General features: G+C 68.4%; 18 protein-coding genes and 1 tRNA gene. 7 read left to right on the top strand and 12 right to left on the bottom strand.

Translation table 11 applies throughout. The features are described from left to right. Window positions 1-96 precede the first annotated feature (96 nt). The 4 genes from bcp to ABZZ20_RS17295 all read left to right on the top strand — a co-directional run bounded on the left by bcp (window position 97) and on the right by ABZZ20_RS17295 (window position 2,106). Window positions 97-564, top strand: coding sequence for a thioredoxin-dependent thiol peroxidase (gene bcp / locus ABZZ20_RS17310; RefSeq protein WP_030158622.1), 468 nt, complete (start codon window positions 97-99; stop codon window positions 562-564). A gap of 134 nt (window positions 565-698) precedes the next feature. Further along, entirely contained in the window at window positions 699-1,343 is a 645-nt protein-coding gene (locus ABZZ20_RS17305; protein ID WP_356870242.1) for an HNH endonuclease signature motif containing protein, read from the top strand. After that, window positions 1,340-2,014: an HNH endonuclease gene (locus ABZZ20_RS17300; protein WP_356870240.1), complete on the top strand. Its 675-nt coding sequence runs from the start codon at window positions 1,340-1,342 to the stop codon at window positions 2,012-2,014. The genes ABZZ20_RS17305 and ABZZ20_RS17300 overlap by 4 nt, the downstream gene beginning before the upstream one ends. 17 nt (window positions 2,015-2,031) lie before the next feature. Continuing rightward, window positions 2,032-2,106, top strand: a tRNA-Leu gene (locus ABZZ20_RS17295). 66 nt (window positions 2,107-2,172) lie between these two features. Here the strand turns inward: ABZZ20_RS17295 and rdgB are convergent. The 4 genes from rdgB to ABZZ20_RS17275 form a co-directional block, all read right to left on the bottom strand. Then, entirely contained in the window at window positions 2,173-2,778 is a 606-nt protein-coding gene (gene rdgB / locus ABZZ20_RS17290; RefSeq protein WP_356870238.1) for an RdgB/HAM1 family non-canonical purine NTP pyrophosphatase, read from the bottom strand. Window positions 2,779-2,810: 32 nt separating this feature from the next. Then, window positions 2,811-3,191, bottom strand: a complete 381-nt coding sequence (locus ABZZ20_RS17285; RefSeq protein WP_356870236.1) for a hypothetical protein — start codon at window positions 3,189-3,191, stop codon at window positions 2,811-2,813. A gap of 134 nt (window positions 3,192-3,325) precedes the next feature. After that, the gene (rph, locus tag ABZZ20_RS17280; RefSeq protein ID WP_356870234.1) at window positions 3,326-4,051 is read right to left on the bottom strand and encodes a ribonuclease PH; all 726 of its coding nucleotides are present in this window, start codon (window positions 4,049-4,051) and stop codon (window positions 3,326-3,328) included. A gap of 107 nt (window positions 4,052-4,158) precedes the next feature. Further along, window positions 4,159-4,443 (bottom strand): PTS glucose/sucrose transporter subunit IIB, encoded by a 285-nt coding sequence (locus ABZZ20_RS17275; RefSeq protein ID WP_356870472.1) that lies wholly within the window; start codon window positions 4,441-4,443, stop codon window positions 4,159-4,161. Window positions 4,444-4,637: 194 nt separating this feature from the next. Between ABZZ20_RS17275 and ABZZ20_RS17270 the strand changes: the two genes are divergently transcribed. After that, window positions 4,638-5,939 (top strand): PTS transporter subunit EIIC, encoded by a 1,302-nt coding sequence (locus ABZZ20_RS17270; protein ID WP_356870232.1) that lies wholly within the window; start codon window positions 4,638-4,640, stop codon window positions 5,937-5,939. Window positions 5,940-6,302: 363 nt separating this feature from the next. Then, window positions 6,303-7,571 (top strand): PTS transporter subunit EIIC, encoded by a 1,269-nt coding sequence (locus tag ABZZ20_RS17265; protein WP_356870230.1) that lies wholly within the window; start codon window positions 6,303-6,305, stop codon window positions 7,569-7,571. Between the two features lie 77 nt (window positions 7,572-7,648). Here ABZZ20_RS17265 and ABZZ20_RS17260 read toward each other — a convergent pair whose 3' ends face one another. Continuing rightward, the gene (locus ABZZ20_RS17260; protein WP_356870228.1) at window positions 7,649-8,401 is read right to left on the bottom strand and encodes an MBL fold metallo-hydrolase; all 753 of its coding nucleotides are present in this window, start codon (window positions 8,399-8,401) and stop codon (window positions 7,649-7,651) included. Window positions 8,402-8,630: 229 nt separating this feature from the next. Between ABZZ20_RS17260 and ABZZ20_RS17255 the strand changes: the two genes are divergently transcribed. Continuing rightward, window positions 8,631-9,050 carry a hypothetical protein gene (locus tag ABZZ20_RS17255; RefSeq protein WP_356870226.1) on the top strand — a complete coding sequence of 140 codons (420 nt, stop codon included), beginning with the start codon at window positions 8,631-8,633 and terminating at the stop codon, window positions 9,048-9,050. Window positions 9,051-9,483: 433 nt separating this feature from the next. Here the strand turns inward: ABZZ20_RS17255 and ABZZ20_RS17250 are convergent, their stop codons facing one another. The 7 genes from ABZZ20_RS17250 to clpS all read right to left on the bottom strand — a co-directional run bounded on the left by ABZZ20_RS17250 (window position 9,484) and on the right by clpS (window position 14,260). Then, a complete protein-coding gene (locus ABZZ20_RS17250) occupies window positions 9,484-10,434 on the bottom strand; it encodes a cysteine synthase (RefSeq protein ID WP_356870224.1) in 951 nt (316 codons plus the stop codon). Continuing rightward, window positions 10,434-10,712, bottom strand: a complete 279-nt coding sequence (locus tag ABZZ20_RS17245) for a MoaD/ThiS family protein (RefSeq protein ID WP_356870222.1) — start codon at window positions 10,710-10,712, stop codon at window positions 10,434-10,436. The genes ABZZ20_RS17250 and ABZZ20_RS17245 overlap by 1 nt, the downstream gene beginning before the upstream one ends. A gap of 97 nt (window positions 10,713-10,809) precedes the next feature. Further along, the gene (locus tag ABZZ20_RS17240) at window positions 10,810-10,917 is read right to left on the bottom strand and encodes a putative leader peptide (RefSeq protein ID WP_311318620.1); all 108 of its coding nucleotides are present in this window, start codon (window positions 10,915-10,917) and stop codon (window positions 10,810-10,812) included. 77 nt (window positions 10,918-10,994) lie between these two features. Beyond that, window positions 10,995-11,417 (bottom strand): M67 family metallopeptidase, encoded by a 423-nt coding sequence (locus ABZZ20_RS17235; protein WP_356870220.1) that lies wholly within the window; start codon window positions 11,415-11,417, stop codon window positions 10,995-10,997. 133 nt (window positions 11,418-11,550) lie between these two features. Further along, window positions 11,551-12,990 carry an amino acid permease gene (locus ABZZ20_RS17230; protein ID WP_356870218.1) on the bottom strand — a complete coding sequence of 480 codons (1,440 nt, stop codon included), beginning with the start codon at window positions 12,988-12,990 and terminating at the stop codon, window positions 11,551-11,553. Window positions 12,991-13,328: 338 nt separating this feature from the next. Then, window positions 13,329-13,946: a DUF2017 domain-containing protein gene (locus tag ABZZ20_RS17225; protein WP_356870216.1), complete on the bottom strand. Its 618-nt coding sequence runs from the start codon at window positions 13,944-13,946 to the stop codon at window positions 13,329-13,331. Then, window positions 13,946-14,260 carry an ATP-dependent Clp protease adapter ClpS gene (clpS, locus tag ABZZ20_RS17220; protein WP_053784844.1) on the bottom strand — a complete coding sequence of 105 codons (315 nt, stop codon included), beginning with the start codon at window positions 14,258-14,260 and terminating at the stop codon, window positions 13,946-13,948. Before clpS ends, ABZZ20_RS17225 begins: the two co-directional genes overlap by 1 nt. Between the last annotated feature and the right edge of the window lie 73 nt (window positions 14,261-14,333).

Below are 14,333 nucleotides of genomic sequence, written 5' to 3'. Positions count from 1 at the left end.
TCGGTCGTACTCGGTCATCGGGGGCGTAGCCCACCATGAACAGTCTGTCAGCTTAATCTCGGACCGTACCGATCCCCTCCCGAGGAGACTGTTGACATGAGTGAGCGACTCCAGCCGGGCGACACCGCCCCCGCCTTCACCCTGCCCGACGCGGACGGCAACGAGGTTTCGCTCGCCGACCACAAGGGTCGCAAGGTGATCGTGTACTTCTACCCCGCCGCGCTGACGCCGGGCTGCACGAAGCAGGCCTGCGATTTCACGGACAACCTGTCGGTACTGGCCGAGGCGGGCTACGACGTGATCGGCGTGTCCCCGGACAAGCCGGAGAAGCTGGCGAAGTTCCGCGAGAAGGAGCACCTGAAGGTGACGTTGGTCGGCGACCCCGAAAAGAAGGTCCTCGAGTCCTACGGCGCGTACGGCGAGAAGAAGCTGTACGGCAAGACGGTGACCGGCGTCATCCGCTCCACGGTGATCGTGGACGAGGAGGGCAAGGTCGAGCGCGCCCTGTACAACGTCAAGGCCACGGGCCACGTAGCCAAGATCATCAAGGACCTGGGCATCTGACCCCGACCCCACCCCACGGAGCGGCCCGCACCTCAACCCGGTGCGGGCCGCTCCGCTTATCGGACGCAACTGTCCGCATATCGGCTCGTTAGCCCGTACGAGAACACGACCGCACGGCCGGAGCGGGGGGCACGATGGCGGTGAGCCCGTACACGCGGGAGCGACTGGCGGAGGCGGCGAGCACGTCGCGGACGCTGACGGAGGCGCTGGAAAGGCTGGGGGTGGACCCGAAGAGCGGCTCGCGTGAGTACATCCGCAAGCGCATGAAGCTGCTCGGGGTGGACGTCTCCCACTTCGAACAGGAGGGCACGAAGTGGACGAAGGAGATCCTGCAGGAGGCCGTGTCCGCATCGACGAACATGTGCGAGGTATTGCGGCGCCTCGGCCTCGAGGTCGTGGGCGGCCACCACAGCCACATCAGCCGCAAGGTGAAGGCGTTCGGCATAGACACCTCGCACTTCGCCCCTCCTTCGAGGACGGAAGGGATGCGGGACAACCGACGCCGGCGCGCCGACGAGATCCTTCGCGAAACCCGCTCGTGCCATGCCCCGCGCACCCCGAACAGCATGCTCCGGCGTGCACTGAAGGACCTCGACGTCGAAGAACGGTGCTCCGACTGCGGTGTCGAGGCGGTCTGGATGGGCGAGCCGCTCCCGCTGGAGGTGGACCACATCAACGGTGACTGGCGCGACAACCGGCGCGAGAACCTGCGGTTCCTCTGCCCCAACTGCCACTCCACCACGGACACGTACCGCGGTCGCGGCAAGGGGCGTCGATGACCAGCGGAACCCGCTACACGCGGGAGGTCCTGACGGTGGCTGCCGAGCAGTGCGAGGACATCGACGCGGTCATCCTGCGCTTCGACGATAGGGAGCCCACTCCGCGGCTGAGGCAGTACCTACTGCGCCGCTTCTCCGCGTACCGAATCGAAGTCCCACACTTCAAGACCCGGCCCTACACGCGCCACGACATGCCGGACGAGACCTTGCTGAGGGACGCAGTCACTGCGTCCACGTCGCTGGCGGAGACCCTGCGGCGACTGGGCCGACCCGTCGTCCACGGATGGAGAGAGTCCCTCAAGACGTGGATCCTCGAAACGGGACTGGACACTTCACACTTCCTGGGCCAGGCGCACCTGCGCGGCAAGACACGGGCAGCCCCTTCCCGCGCTGCAGCCGTGCTCGTGCAGCACGAAGGCAAGCGGCGGACGCCGACCAAGGTTCTTCGTCGCGCGCTACGCGAGATCGGTGTTCCCGACCGCTGCGACGGGTGCGGGACGCCGCCCGAATGGCGCGGGCGTCCCATGACCTTGGAGATCGACCACATCAACGGTGACTGGCGCGACGACCGCCGGGAGAACCTGCGACTGCTGTGCCCCAACTGCCATGCGATCACCAGCACCTGGTGCCGGGGAGGAGTTCGGCGGCCACGTGAGGGAATGCCGTCGTGACGTAAGGTATGCCAGACGGGCCCGTATCCCAGCTGGCAAGAGGATGCCGGTTTAGATCCGGTATGTCGTGGGTTCGAGTCCCACCGGGCCCACCGGAAAAGAAGGCCCCGTACGCGGATGCGTACGGGGCCTTCGGTGTCAGCCGGAGCTTCGGGCCGTCAGCCCAGGAGGGCGCGGACGAAGGGGACCAGGGCGCGGAAGGCCTGGCCGCGGTGGGAGATGGCGTTCTTCTCCGCCGGGGTGAGCTCCGCGCAGGTGCGGGTGTCGCCCTCCGGCTGGAGGATCGGGTCGTAGCCGAAGCCGCCCGTGCCCGACGGGGCGTGCCGCAGGGTACCCGGGAGGCGACCCTCGACGACGCGTTCCGTGCCGTCCGGCAGGGCCAGGGCCGCCGCGCACGCGAAGTGGGCTCCGCGGTGCTCGTCGGTGATGTCGGCGAGCTGGGCCAGCAGGAGCTCCAGGTTGGCCTTGTCGTCCCCGTGCGTGCCCGCCCACCGTGCCGAGAAGATGCCGGGGGCGCCGTTGAGGACGTCCACGCAGAGGCCGGAGTCGTCGGCGATCGCCGGCAGGCCGGTGGCCCGGGCCAGGGCGTGGGCCTTGAGGAGGGCGTTCTCGGCGAAGGTGACGCCGGTTTCCTTGACGTCCGGGATCTGCGGGTACGCGTCCGCGCCGACCAGCTCGTGCGGCAGGCCGGCGTCGGACAGGATGGCGTGGAGTTCGGCGACTTTGCCCGCGTTGCGGGTCGCGAGGATCAGGCGGCTGGTCATGGCGTCCATTATTCCGGCCGCCCGTGGACCGATCAGCCCGGTGTGCAGACCTTCGACAGTTCCTTCGCCGCGTCCGCGACCGGCTGGACGTCCGGGTTGGGGTTGCCGTTCTCGATGGCCGTACGGACGTTCTTGACGGCCGTGTTCATGGCGGAGACGGCCTTGCTCAGGTCGGCGTTGTCGGTCTGGTCGCCGACCTTCTTCAGGTTCGCCTCGATCTGGTTCAGCGCGTTCTGGGCGTCCTGCGGGCTGTTGCCGGCGTTGGAGACCGCCTGCTGGAGGTCGTTCGCGCCGTCCGCGATCGCGACCGCCGTGTTCGCGCAGTCCATCGCGGTGGAGATCGCGTCGCAGGACGTGAGGGCCGGGACGGTCAGTACGACCGCCACGGCTGCGGCGGCTATGCGGAGCTTCATGCGGGTCCCCCAGAAGGATCGGGTGCTTCGGGTACTCGGGTACGTGGGCGGGCGCACGGCTGTGACACCGCGCGCCCGTAACCAGTGGGACGCCGGAGCGCGCCCGGCGGTTCTGGCGGCCCGGGGCTGGAGCGCTAGAGCTGGAGCGCGCCCCGCTGGATGGCCTCCAGGTCGGCGCAGCCGCCGGCGGCCAGGTCCAGGAGGGCGTTGAGCTCCTTGCGGTCGAAGGGCTCGCCCTCGGCGGTGCCCTGGACCTCGACGAAGCGTCCGTCGCCGGTGCAGACGACGTTCATGTCGGTCTCGGCGCGCACGTCCTCCTCGTAGCAGAGGTCGAGGAGCGGGACGCCGTCCACGATGCCGACGCTGACCGCGGCGACGGTGCCCGTCAGCGGCTTGCGGCCGGCCTTGATGAGCTTCTTCTGCTGGCCCCAGGCGACGGCGTCGGCGAGGGCGACGTAGGCGCCGGTGATGGCCGCGGTGCGCGTGCCGCCGTCGGCCTGGAGGACGTCGCAGTCCAGGACGATGGTGTTCTCGCCGAGGGCCTTGTAGTCGATGACCGCGCGCAGGGAGCGGCCGATGAGGCGGGAGATCTCGTGGGTGCGGCCGCCGATCTTGCCGCGTACGGATTCGCGGTCGCCGCGGGTGTTGGTGGAGCGCGGCAGCATCGAGTACTCGGAGGTGACCCAGCCTTCGCCGCTGCCCTTGCGCCAGCGCGGGACGCCTTCGGTGAAGGAGGCGGTGCAGAAGACCTTCGTGTCGCCGAAGGAGATGAGGACGGAGCCCTCGGCGTGCTTGCTCCATCCGCGTTCGATGGTGACCGGGCGGAGCTGTTCGGGCGTGCGGCCGTCGATGCGAGACATGCGTCCGAGCCTAGTCGGTGCGGGGGAACGCGAAGACCCCGTCCGGGTGACTTCGGGACGGGGTCTCGTACGGGCTGCCGGCGGGTGGGCGACCGGGTGCGCTCAGCTCACATCATGTCTTCGATGTCGGCGGCGATCGGGTCGGCGTCGGTGCCGATGACGACCTGGATCGCGGTGCCCATCTTGACGACGCCGTGGGCGCCGGCGGCCTTCAGGGCGGCTTCGTCGACGAGGCCGGGGTCGACGACCTCGGTGCGCAGGCGGGTGATGCAGCCTTCGACCTCTTCGATGTTCTCGATGCCGCCGAGCCCGGCGACGATCTTCTCAGCCTTGGTGGCCATGTGTTTCTCCCTGAGTTCTACGAAGAACGAGTCTCGGTGGTCCTGGTCCAGCCAGCGCGATCCGCTTGGTCACGGTAACCCACTGTTGGCCCAGCTATGCGGGCGCGGGTCCAGCTTCTGCCGAATGATGACGATCAGCAGTAACCCGCCCTCCGGGCGGGTGAATGCGACCGCAAAAGAGTGGTCTACACCAGTGTGCCGCACGGGACGCACCTGCCAAAACGGGCCGTTCAGGGAGGACGTCGATGAGCGCGAGCAGCGCCGAAGCAGCACCACGGCCGAAGTGGTGGAACGGCTTGTTCCAGGGGCTGCAGAAGATGGGGCGCAGCCTGCAGCTACCGATCGCGGTCCTGCCCGCGGCGGGCATCCTCAACCGGCTCGGACAGCCCGACGTCTTCGGCAAGGACGGCCTGGACTGGACCAACGTGGCCAAGGTGATGGCGGGCGCGGGCGGTGCCCTGCTGAACCCGGACCTCGGTCTGCCGCTCCTGTTCTGCATCGGCGTCGCGATCGGCATGGCCAAGAAGGCGGACGGCTCGACGGCCCTCGCGGCGGTGGCGGGCTTCCTGGTCTACCGGGGGGTGTTGCACGCGTTCCCCAACATCTGCCCGGCCGACACCAAGAACGTCGGGGGCGGCTGCCTGGGTCCGAACTTCACCTTCGTGGAGTTCACGTACCAGAACCCGGGGGTGTTCGGCGGCATCATCATGGGCCTGCTCGCCGCCTGGTTCTGGCAGCGCTACCACCGGGTGAAGTTGGTGGACTGGCTGGGCTTCTTCAACGGCCGCCGGCTGGTCCCGATCATCATGTCGTTCGTCGCGATCGCCTTCGCGGCGCTCTGCCTGTGGATCTGGCCGCCGGTCGGTGACGCGCTGGAGAGCTTCTCCGACTGGCTGTCGGGGCTGGGTTCCTGGGGCGCCGGCGTCTTCGGCGTCGCCAACCGCGCGCTGTTGGTCATCGGCCTGCACCAGTTCCTCAACGTGCCGATGTGGTTCCAGTTCGGCAGTTACACCAAGCCTGACGGGCAGACGGTGCACGGTGACATCAACATGTTCCTGGCGGGCGACCCGAACGCGGGGCAGTTCCTGTCCGGCTTCTTCCCGATCATGATGTTCGCCCTCCCGGCGGCGGCGCTGGCCATCACGCACTGCGCGAAGCCCCAGCGGCGCAAGGAGGTCGGCGGTCTGATGCTGTCGGTCGCCCTGACCTCGTTCATCACCGGCATCACCGAGCCGTTGGAGTACTCGTTCCTCTTCGTGGCGCCGGTGCTGTACGCGATCCACGCGCTGCTGACGGGCGCGTCGATGGCGGTGACGTGGGGGCTGGGCGTGCACGACGGATTCACCTTCTCCGCGGGCCTGATCGACTACGTCATCAACTGGGGCCTGGCGACGAAGCCCGCACTGATCATTCCGATCGGCCTGGGCTTCGCGGTGGTCTATTACGCCGTCTTCCGCTTCGCGATCACGAAGTTCGACATCCCGACCCCGGGCCGGGAGTCGGACGAGGAAATCGCGGCGATGGAGGCGGAGGTCACGAAGGCGTGAACGAAGGCGTGAACACGCAGGCGTGAACACGAAGGGATAACGAAAGGACCACGACAAAGGCGCAGCCCCGGGTCGCGGCCCTGGGCGTCGATCACGACCCCACCGGGAACACGCGTCTCACCAGGCATTACGGCCTTCGGACCTCCAGAGTCCGAAGGCCTTTGTCGTGTTTGTCCTGATGTGTCCTCCCCCACTGAATTCGGGGTTCCTTACGCGGACCTCACCGTGCTACAACTGGTCTACACCACTTAGTGGTGTAGACCACGAAGGCTCATCGGGCCCCGCGGTCCCCCCTTTCTGAGACGTCGCCTCCCCGTATTCTCCCTTGTCCCCGGGCGGCGCCTTGCCCAATGGAGGAAGACCATGTCCACAGCCACCGCTGCGGAAAACAAGAAGGGCGCGGGCGTGATGGCCGTCATGCAGCGCATCGGCCGGAGCCTCATGCTCCCCGTTGCGGTGCTGCCCGCCGGCGCACTCCTGCTGCGCCTGGGCGCGGACGACATGCTCGGGAAGGACACCTTCCCGACCTTCGTCACCAAGATCGCCGGCTATATGGCCGCCGGTGGTGGCGCGATCCTCGACAACATGGCGCTGCTGTTCGCCGTGGGCATCGCGATCGGCTTCGCCAAGAAGTCCGACGGTTCCACCGCGCTCGCCGCGGTCACCGGTTACCTGGTCTTCCAGAAGGTGCTGGCCACCTTCACCGACAGCAACCTCCCCAAGGTCGCCAAGGTCGTCAAGGGCCAGATCGTCAACGTCGACGCCCCCGTCAACGCCGGTGTGCTCGGCGGTGTCGTGATGGGCATCATCACGGCCCTGCTCTACCAGAAGTTCTACCGGACCAAGCTGCCGGACTGGGCGGGCTTCTTCGGCGGCCGTCGTCTGGTCCCGATCCTCTCCGCCTTCGCGGGCCTGGTCACCGGCATCGTCTTCGGCCTCATCTGGCCTGTCCTCGGTACGGGTCTGCACAACTTCGGTGAGTGGCTGACCGGTTCGGGCGCCGTCGGCGCGGGTCTCTTCGGCGTCGCCAACCGTGCCCTGATCCCGATCGGCATGCACCACCTGCTGAACTCCTTCCCGTGGTTCCAGGCCGGTTCCTTCGACACCGCCGACGGCGCCGTCCACGGCGACATCGCCCGCTTCCTCGCTGGTGACCCGAACGCCGGACAGTTCATGACCGGCTTCTTCCCGATCATGATGTTCGCCCTCCCGGCGGCCTGCCTCGCGATCGTCCACTGCGCCCGCCCCGAGCGCCGCAAGGTCGTCGGCGGCATGATGTTCTCCCTCGCGGCCACCGCGTTCGTCACCGGCGTGACCGAGCCGATCGAGTTCACCTTCATGTTCATCGCCCCGGTGCTGTACGCGATCCACGCGGTGCTGACCGGTGTCTCCATGGCCCTGACCTGGGCCCTGGGCATGCGGGACGGCTTCGGCTTCTCCGCCGGTGCGGTCGACTTCCTGCTGAACCTGGGCATCGCGAACAACCCGTGGGGCCTGGCCGGCGTCGGCCTCTGCTTCGCCGTGGTCTACTACGCGGTCTTCCGCTTCGCGATCACCAAGTTCAACCTCCCGACGCCGGGCCGCGAGTCCGACGAGGAGCTCGCCGAACTGCTGAAGGCCGAGGCCAAGTAAGCACCCGCGCAGGTACGAAGGTGCCCCCGCTCTCCCGCAAGGGAGGGTGGGGGCACCTTCGTTTCGGGCTTCGTGCGTCAGATCTCGTAGACGGCGCCCGCGTACGCGAGGTCGACCGGGCCGTCGTAGACCTCACGGGCATCGGCGAGGTTCTGCCGGGCGTCCGTCCACGGCGGAACGTGCGTCAGGACGAGGCGACCGACCTTGCCGCCGCGCGCGAACTCCCCTGCCTCGCGGCCGTTGAGGTGGAGGTCCGGGACGTCCTCCTTGCCGTGCGTGAAGGAGGCCTCGCACAGGAAGAGGTCCGCCCCCTCCGCGAGCAGCCCCAACTCGGGGCAGACACCGGTGTCGCCGGAGTACGTGAGGGACCGGCCGCCGTGCTCGACGCGGATGCCGTAGGACTCGACCGGGTGGCTGACCCGCTCGGTGCGGACCTTGAACGGGCCGATCTCGAAGCTGCCGGGCTTCAGGGTCCGGAAGTCGAAGACCTCGCTCATGGAGCGCTCGTCCGGGACGTCGTCGTACGCGGTCGTCAGGCGCTTCTCGGTGCCTTCGGGGCCGTAGACGGGGATGGTGCCGCAGCGACCGCCATCGTGCCGGTAGAAGCGGGCGACGAAGTACGCGCACATGTCGATGCAGTGGTCGGCGTGCAGGTGACTGAGGAAGATCGCATCGAGGTCGTAGAGACCGCAGTGGCGCTGGAGCTCGCCGAGGGCGCCATTGCCCATGTCGAGGAGCAGCCGGAAGCCGTCGGCCTCAACGAGGTAGCTCGAACAAGCCGATTCCGCGGAGGGGAACGACCCCGAGCAGCCGACGACGGTGAGCTTCATGGAGCGAAAACCTCCGGGGACGGTCCGTGGACGGAATGCGGGCCGTGCGTGCGTCGAGCGTAAGGCGCGAAACGTCAGGTCGCTCCTCCGCGGCAGGCCGTTGTGGGGGGAATCACCTGAGCTGTCACCCGGGGGAGCGACGGTGGGCACGGGCGTGCCGGTGCCGGGCCGGCACCGGGGCGGGTGCACTGCCCGTGCCGGGGTCCGGCGGTGCGGCTACGGTCGGAAGATGGACACGTCCTGGTGGCCCGCAGCTGCCGCGGCCGTCGCCGTGGCGCTGGTGGTGCTGGTCGCGGGGCGTCGGTCGGGAATCCCGCGGCGGGCCGCGCCACCGCACGGGCCGGGCGCTCCGCCGCAGCCGCGGGCGGGCGAACTGTGGTGTCTGGCGGACGGGCGGCCGTGCCTGGTGCTGGCCGTGGCCTCCGTACGGGCCCACCGGGTACGGGTCGCGTGGATCACCGCGAAGTACGACGACCGGCGGGCCGGGGTGATCCCGCTACCGCCGGGGACGGTGGGGGCACAGGGCCGGGCGAGCTTCCTGGAGGCGGACCGGCCCGCGGAGGTGTGGGTGTGGGAGTTCCAGAACCGGTTGGGGGTGCTGGATCCTGCGGTGTGGGACGAGGCCAAGGGGCTCGGAGGTGGCCGCTGATGACGGAACGGGTGCGGGTGCGGCGGGCCCGGTGACCCTGCTGACCGCGGTGAGGAACCCCGCATCGAGCCACGCCGCAGTTCTGGCGGACTTCCTGTCCCGCTGACCGCCTCCGGCCGCGTGCGGGCACCGACCCCGCGCAGAGCCGGACCGCGCCCCGCGTCCGCGGCTCGCCGCCCACCGGAGGCCGCCACCTGGGGCGCACACCCAGCCTTGCGATGCACCGCACCGGACGCCGCGGGCCTACCCGCACACCTTTCCGACACAGCACTAAGCGGTCTCAGGGAAGTGGGGTGCGTTTCCGCGTCGTTCGGTGCGTGCTCTCGGCGTGCCGGCTGAAGGCCCTTGTACTGGACGTACTCGGGTCTTCGGCCGGTGCGGCGAGAGTGCGTGCCGGGCGGCGTGGGAGCGTGCCTCACTTCCCCGAGCCCGCTTAGGCCCAGAGTTGGCCCTGAAGGGTTTCGATGGCCTCTTCCGTCGTCGCCGCCGTGTAGACGCCGGTCGAGAGGTACTTCCAGCCGCCGTCGGCCACCACGAACACGATGTCCGCCGATTCGCCGGCGGCTACCGCCTTGCGGCCCACCCCGATCGCCGCGTGCAGGGCGGCCCCGGTGGAGACGCCCGCGAAGATGCCCTCCAGCTGGAGCAGCTCCCGTGTGCGGGTGACCGCGTCCGCCGAGCCCACCGAGAAGCGGGTCGTCAGGACCGACGCGTCGTACAGCTCGGGGACGAAGCCCTCGTCCAGGTTGCGCAGACCGTAGACCAGGTCGTCGTAGCGCGGCTCGGCGGCCACGATCTTGATGCCTTCGACGTGCTCGCGCAGGTAACGGCCGACGCCCATCAGGGTGCCCGTGGTGCCGAGGCCGGCCACGAAGTGGGTGATCGAGGGGAGGTCCCGCAGGATCTCCGGGCCCGTCGTCGCGTAGTGGGCTCCCGCGTTGTCCGGGTTCCCGTACTGGTACAGCATCACCCATTCGGGGTGCTGCGCCGCCAGTTCCTTGGCCATCCGGACCGCGGTGTTCGATCCGCCGGCCGCCGGCGAGGAGATGATCTCGGCTCCCCACATGGCGAGGAGGTCACGGCGCTCCTGGCTCGTGTTCTCCGGCATGACGCACACGATCCGGTAGCCCTTGAGCTTCGCCGCCATCGCGAGGGCGATGCCGGTGTTGCCCGAGGTGGGTTCCAGGATGGTGCAGCCCGGGTACAGCCTGCCGTCCTTCTCGGCCTGTTCGACCATGTGGAGCGCGGGGCGGTCCTTGATCGAGCCGGTCGGGTTCCGGTCCTCCAGCTTGGCCCAGATGCGGACGTCGTCCGAGGGCGACAGCCGGGGCAGCCTGACGAGCGGCGTGTTGCCGATCGCGGCCAGCGGGGAGTCGTAGCGCATCAGACGGAGCCGCCGGCGACCGCCGGGAGGATGGTGACGCTGTCGCCGTCCTTGACCGCCGTGGAGATGCCGTCGAGGAAGCGGACGTCCTCGTCGTTGAGGTAGACGTTCACGAAGCGGCGCAGCTTGCCGCCGTCGACGATGCGCTCCTCGATGCCCTTGTGGCGCGTCTCCAGGTCCGCGAAGAGCTCGGAGAGGGTGGTGCCCTCACCGTTCACGGCCTTCTCGCCGTCGGTGTAGGTGCGGAGGATGGTGGGGATGCGGACCTCGATGGCCATGGCAGGCTCCAGTGGTGAAGTGGTGAAGTAAGGCGGGGCGGGCGTGCAGGGGCGCGCGGCGCAGGTACAAGGGGCCCGTGCGGGGGGGCTGTGGTGCTCAGGCGGCAGGACAGATGCTGCTGGCGAGGCGGCACAGGTCGACGTGCAGCCGCGCCACAAGCAGGAGCCTGCTGGGCGTCTCGATGCTCACGTCATGGGGAACCATGCGGTCATGTTAACGATTCCCGGTCCCCCGTTTGGAGTGTGATCCCGCATCGTGGACGCAAACCGCTCGCATCGTGGTCAGTAGGCCGCTACGACCTGTACTTCTTCCTCGGTGATGACCCCGTCGACGATCCGGTACGAGCGGAACTGGAACTCCCCGAGGCCATCGGTGTCCGCCGTCGACACCAGTACGTAGTGCGCGCCCGGCTCGTTCGCGTACGTGATGTCCGTGCGGGAGGGGTAGGCCTCGGTCGCGGTGTGCGAGTGGTAGACGATCACGGGTTCCTCGTCCCGGTCGTCGAGCTCCCGGTACAGCTTGAGCAGATCCTTCGAGTCGAACTCGTAGAACGTGGGCGAGCGGGCCGCGTTGAGCATCGGGATGAACCGCTCGGGGCGGTCGGTGCCCGCCGGGCCGGCCACGACGCCGCACGCCTCGTCGGGGTGGTCCTGACGGGCGTGCTCGACGATCTGGTCGTACAGGGCCTGGGTGAGGGTCAGCATGAGCGACAGGATAAGCAGACGGGCCCTCCCGTACCGAGGTGTGGTACGGGAGGGCCCGAATGCTGGACGCGAGGTCCGTGGCACCTCGGTCCCCGGCCGTGACGGGCGGTCTGGAACCGAAGGGTGGGACCGGCTAGGAGACCTTGTTGAAGGCGGCTCCGGCCGGGTTGCGGCTCTTGAGCACCAGGTACGAGACGCCCAGGATGAGACCCCACAGCGGGGCGCAGTAGAGCGAGACGCGGGAGTCGGCGTCGATACCCATCATCACGATGACCACACCGATGAAGACCAGCGCGAACCAGCTCGTCCAGGGTGCGCCGGGGGTCTTGAACGGGGATGCGGGCAGCTCGCCGCGGTTGACCTTGGCGCGGTAGCGGATCTGGCAGACCAGGATCATGATCCAGGCCCACATGCCGGAGATGGTGGCGAAGGAGACGACGTAGTCGAAGGCCTTGCCCGGGGCGACGTAGTTGATCCAGACGCCCACCAGCATCAGCGCGGCGGAGAAGGTGGTGCCGACGAGCGGGGTGCCGCTCTTGGTCAGCTTGGTGAAGACCTTCGGGCCCTGGCCGTTGAGCGCGAGGTCGCGCAGCATGCGGCCGGTGGAGTACATGCCCGAGTTGCAGGAGGACAGGGCGGCGGTCAGCACGACGAAGTTGACGATCGCGGCGCCGAGGCCGAGGCCCATCTTCTCGAAGGCCAGCACGAACGGGCTCTCGCCCGCCTTGAAGTTGGACCACGGGATGACCGACATGATCATGATGAGGGCGCCGACGTAGAAGACGGCGATGCGCCACGGCACGGTGTTGATGGCCTTGGGCAGGGTCTTCTCGGGGTCCTTGGACTCGCCGGCGGTGACACCGACGAGCTCGACCGCCAGGAAGGCGAACATGACGATCTGGAGCGTCATCAGCGTCTCGCCGATGCCGTTCGGGAAGAAGCCCCGGTCGTTCCACAGGTTGGAGAAGGAGGCGGTGCCGGCGGCGTCGGAGAAGCCGATGGTGAGCACGCCGGCACAGATGAGGATCATGCCGACGATGGCGGTGACCTTGACCATGGAGAACCAGAACTCCAGCTCGCCGAAGAGCTTCACGGAGATCAGGTTGGCGCCGTAGAGGATGACCGTGAAGATCAGTGCGTACGCCCACTGCGGGAAGCCGTCGTGGGTCCAGTACGACATGTACTTGGCGGCTGCGGTGACCTCGGTGATGCCGGTGACCACCCAGAAGAGCCAGTACGTCCAGCCCGTCGCGTATCCCCAGAAGGGGCCGAGGAACTGGCGGGCGTAGTCCGAGAAGGAGCCCGAGACCGGGCGGTACATCAGCAGCTCGCCCAGGGCGCGCATGATGAAGAAGATGACCAGGCCCGCGATGGCGTAGGCCAGGATCAGGCTCGGTCCGGCCTTCGAGATCGCCTTGCCGGCGCCCAGGAAGAGGCCGGTGCCGATGGCTCCGCCGATCGCGATCATCTGGATCTGGCGGGCTCCGAGTGCGCGGTGGTACCCCTCGCCACCCTCGGCCGAGGCCCCCTCGCCGGGTGCCTTGTCGTGCTGCTCGACCTGCACAGAGGTCATGTCTTGGTGCGCCTTTCTCCACGCCGACCCGCGCCTTCGACTGGCTGCGGATCGGGTCCTCGATCCCCCCGGATACGGATGGAGTGCACCCGGCGGTCAGCCGGTTCAAGCGGGCCGGGGGACATGGGTGGCGCCCCGCCGGCGATCGTGAAGATCTATCACGGGCCCATGGGCGACCGAGGGGTCGAAATGTGATCTGCCTCACATGAAATTCAGGGCAAGGGCCCTGAAACGGATCAGATCACCGCATGGCGGTGATCTGATCGTTATCCGGATTTGAGCGTCCACTGAGCGAACAGCGTTCGCCTTTGAGGCTTTCCTGAGGGTTCCGAGGGGTCTCAGAGGGTTTCGATGAGCGATTCCTGGAGGCCGCCGAGCCACAGGTACGCCATCACCATCGGCTTGCGCGGATCGCCGTCCGGCAACCGGAAGAGCGTCGCGCTCTCGTCGTCCTCGGTGATGTCGAGCCGGGCCGCGATGGTCAGCCGCAGGTCGTTGAGGGCGCCCAGCCAGCGCAACGGGAGCTCCCCGGTGAGCTCCAGCACGGCCACGCCCTCGCCGTCCGGGGCGAGGTCGCCCAGGCTGTGCACGACGGCCAGCGCGTCCTCCCGCTTGCGGGTGCGCAGGTCGTTCTCGGTGAACCGGCGGAATTCCGCCGACCGGGCGGCGAGCTCGGCCGGGTCCACCCCCCGGTCCTCGGGGCCGGGGCCGCCGTAGGCGTCGGGGAAGAGCCGGGCCAGCGCCGGGTCGGAGGGGCGCTCGGTGGGCCCCTCGTTGCCCTCGGCGAAGAGCACGGCCAGCGGGTCGGCGTCCGCGTCGGGCTCGGGGGCACCCGGACCGATGAGTTCGAGCAACTGCACGGCCAGGGAGCGCAGGATGGAGATCTCGATCTCGTCCAGTGCGATGGCGGCGCCGCCGCCCTTGAGGGGTTCGAACGTACCGGCGGAGTGCCCCATCAGATGCGGTCCTGGGAGAGGGTCGCCCACAGGCCGTAGCCGTGCATGGCCTGCACGTCGCGCTCCATTTCCTCGCGGGTGCCGCTGGAAACGACCGCCCGCCCCTTGTGGTGGACGTCGAGCATCAACTTGTGTGCCTTGTCCTTCGAGTAGCCGAAGTACGCCTGGAACACGTACGTCACATAGCTCATGAGGTTGACCGGGTCGTTGTGCACCAGGGTCACCCAGGGAACGTCGGGTTCCGGGACCGCGAAGGTCTCTTCGGCCGACTCGGTGCGTTCGATCTCAATGGGAGCAACACTCACTTGTCCCATGCTGCCACTGTGACCGGCCGGTCGCACAAACGGGCCCCGAGATCTCGTCACTCTGACGAAATGTGCGCTAGCA

Source organism: Streptomyces sp. NPDC006430, assembly GCF_040612395.1.
Lineage (GTDB): Bacteria > Actinomycetota > Actinomycetes > Streptomycetales > Streptomycetaceae > Streptomyces.
This window is presented reverse-complemented; position numbering and strand designations above follow the sequence as displayed.

Bases quoted from the DNA above. Each gene is read 5' to 3' on its own strand.
- bcp (WP_030158622.1), top strand. From the start codon at position 97: ATGAGTGAGCGACTCCAGCCGGGCGACACCGCCCCCGCCTTCACCCTG.
- ABZZ20_RS17305 (WP_356870242.1), top strand. From the start codon at position 699: ATGGCGGTGAGCCCGTACACGCGGGAGCGACTGGCGGAGGCGGCGAGC.
- ABZZ20_RS17300 (WP_356870240.1), top strand. From the start codon at position 1,340: ATGACCAGCGGAACCCGCTACACGCGGGAGGTCCTGACGGTGGCTGCC.
- rdgB (WP_356870238.1), bottom strand. From the start codon at position 2,778: ATGACCAGCCGCCTGATCCTCGCGACCCGCAACGCGGGCAAAGTCGCC.
- ABZZ20_RS17285 (WP_356870236.1), bottom strand. From the start codon at position 3,191: ATGAAGCTCCGCATAGCCGCCGCAGCCGTGGCGGTCGTACTGACCGTC.
- rph (WP_356870234.1), bottom strand. From the start codon at position 4,051: ATGTCTCGCATCGACGGCCGCACGCCCGAACAGCTCCGCCCGGTCACC.
- ABZZ20_RS17270 (WP_356870232.1), top strand. From the start codon at position 4,638: ATGAGCGCGAGCAGCGCCGAAGCAGCACCACGGCCGAAGTGGTGGAAC.
- ABZZ20_RS17265 (WP_356870230.1), top strand. From the start codon at position 6,303: ATGTCCACAGCCACCGCTGCGGAAAACAAGAAGGGCGCGGGCGTGATG.
- ABZZ20_RS17260 (WP_356870228.1), bottom strand. From the start codon at position 8,401: ATGAAGCTCACCGTCGTCGGCTGCTCGGGGTCGTTCCCCTCCGCGGAA.
- ABZZ20_RS17255 (WP_356870226.1), top strand. From the start codon at position 8,631: ATGGACACGTCCTGGTGGCCCGCAGCTGCCGCGGCCGTCGCCGTGGCG.
- ABZZ20_RS17250 (WP_356870224.1), bottom strand. From the start codon at position 10,434: ATGCGCTACGACTCCCCGCTGGCCGCGATCGGCAACACGCCGCTCGTC.
- ABZZ20_RS17245 (WP_356870222.1), bottom strand. From the start codon at position 10,712: ATGGCCATCGAGGTCCGCATCCCCACCATCCTCCGCACCTACACCGAC.
- ABZZ20_RS17240 (WP_311318620.1), bottom strand. From the start codon at position 10,917: ATGGTTCCCCATGACGTGAGCATCGAGACGCCCAGCAGGCTCCTGCTT.
- ABZZ20_RS17235 (WP_356870220.1), bottom strand. From the start codon at position 11,417: ATGCTGACCCTCACCCAGGCCCTGTACGACCAGATCGTCGAGCACGCC.
- ABZZ20_RS17230 (WP_356870218.1), bottom strand. From the start codon at position 12,990: ATGACCTCTGTGCAGGTCGAGCAGCACGACAAGGCACCCGGCGAGGGG.
- ABZZ20_RS17225 (WP_356870216.1), bottom strand. From the start codon at position 13,946: ATGGGGCACTCCGCCGGTACGTTCGAACCCCTCAAGGGCGGCGGCGCC.
- clpS (WP_053784844.1), bottom strand. From the start codon at position 14,260: ATGGGACAAGTGAGTGTTGCTCCCATTGAGATCGAACGCACCGAGTCG.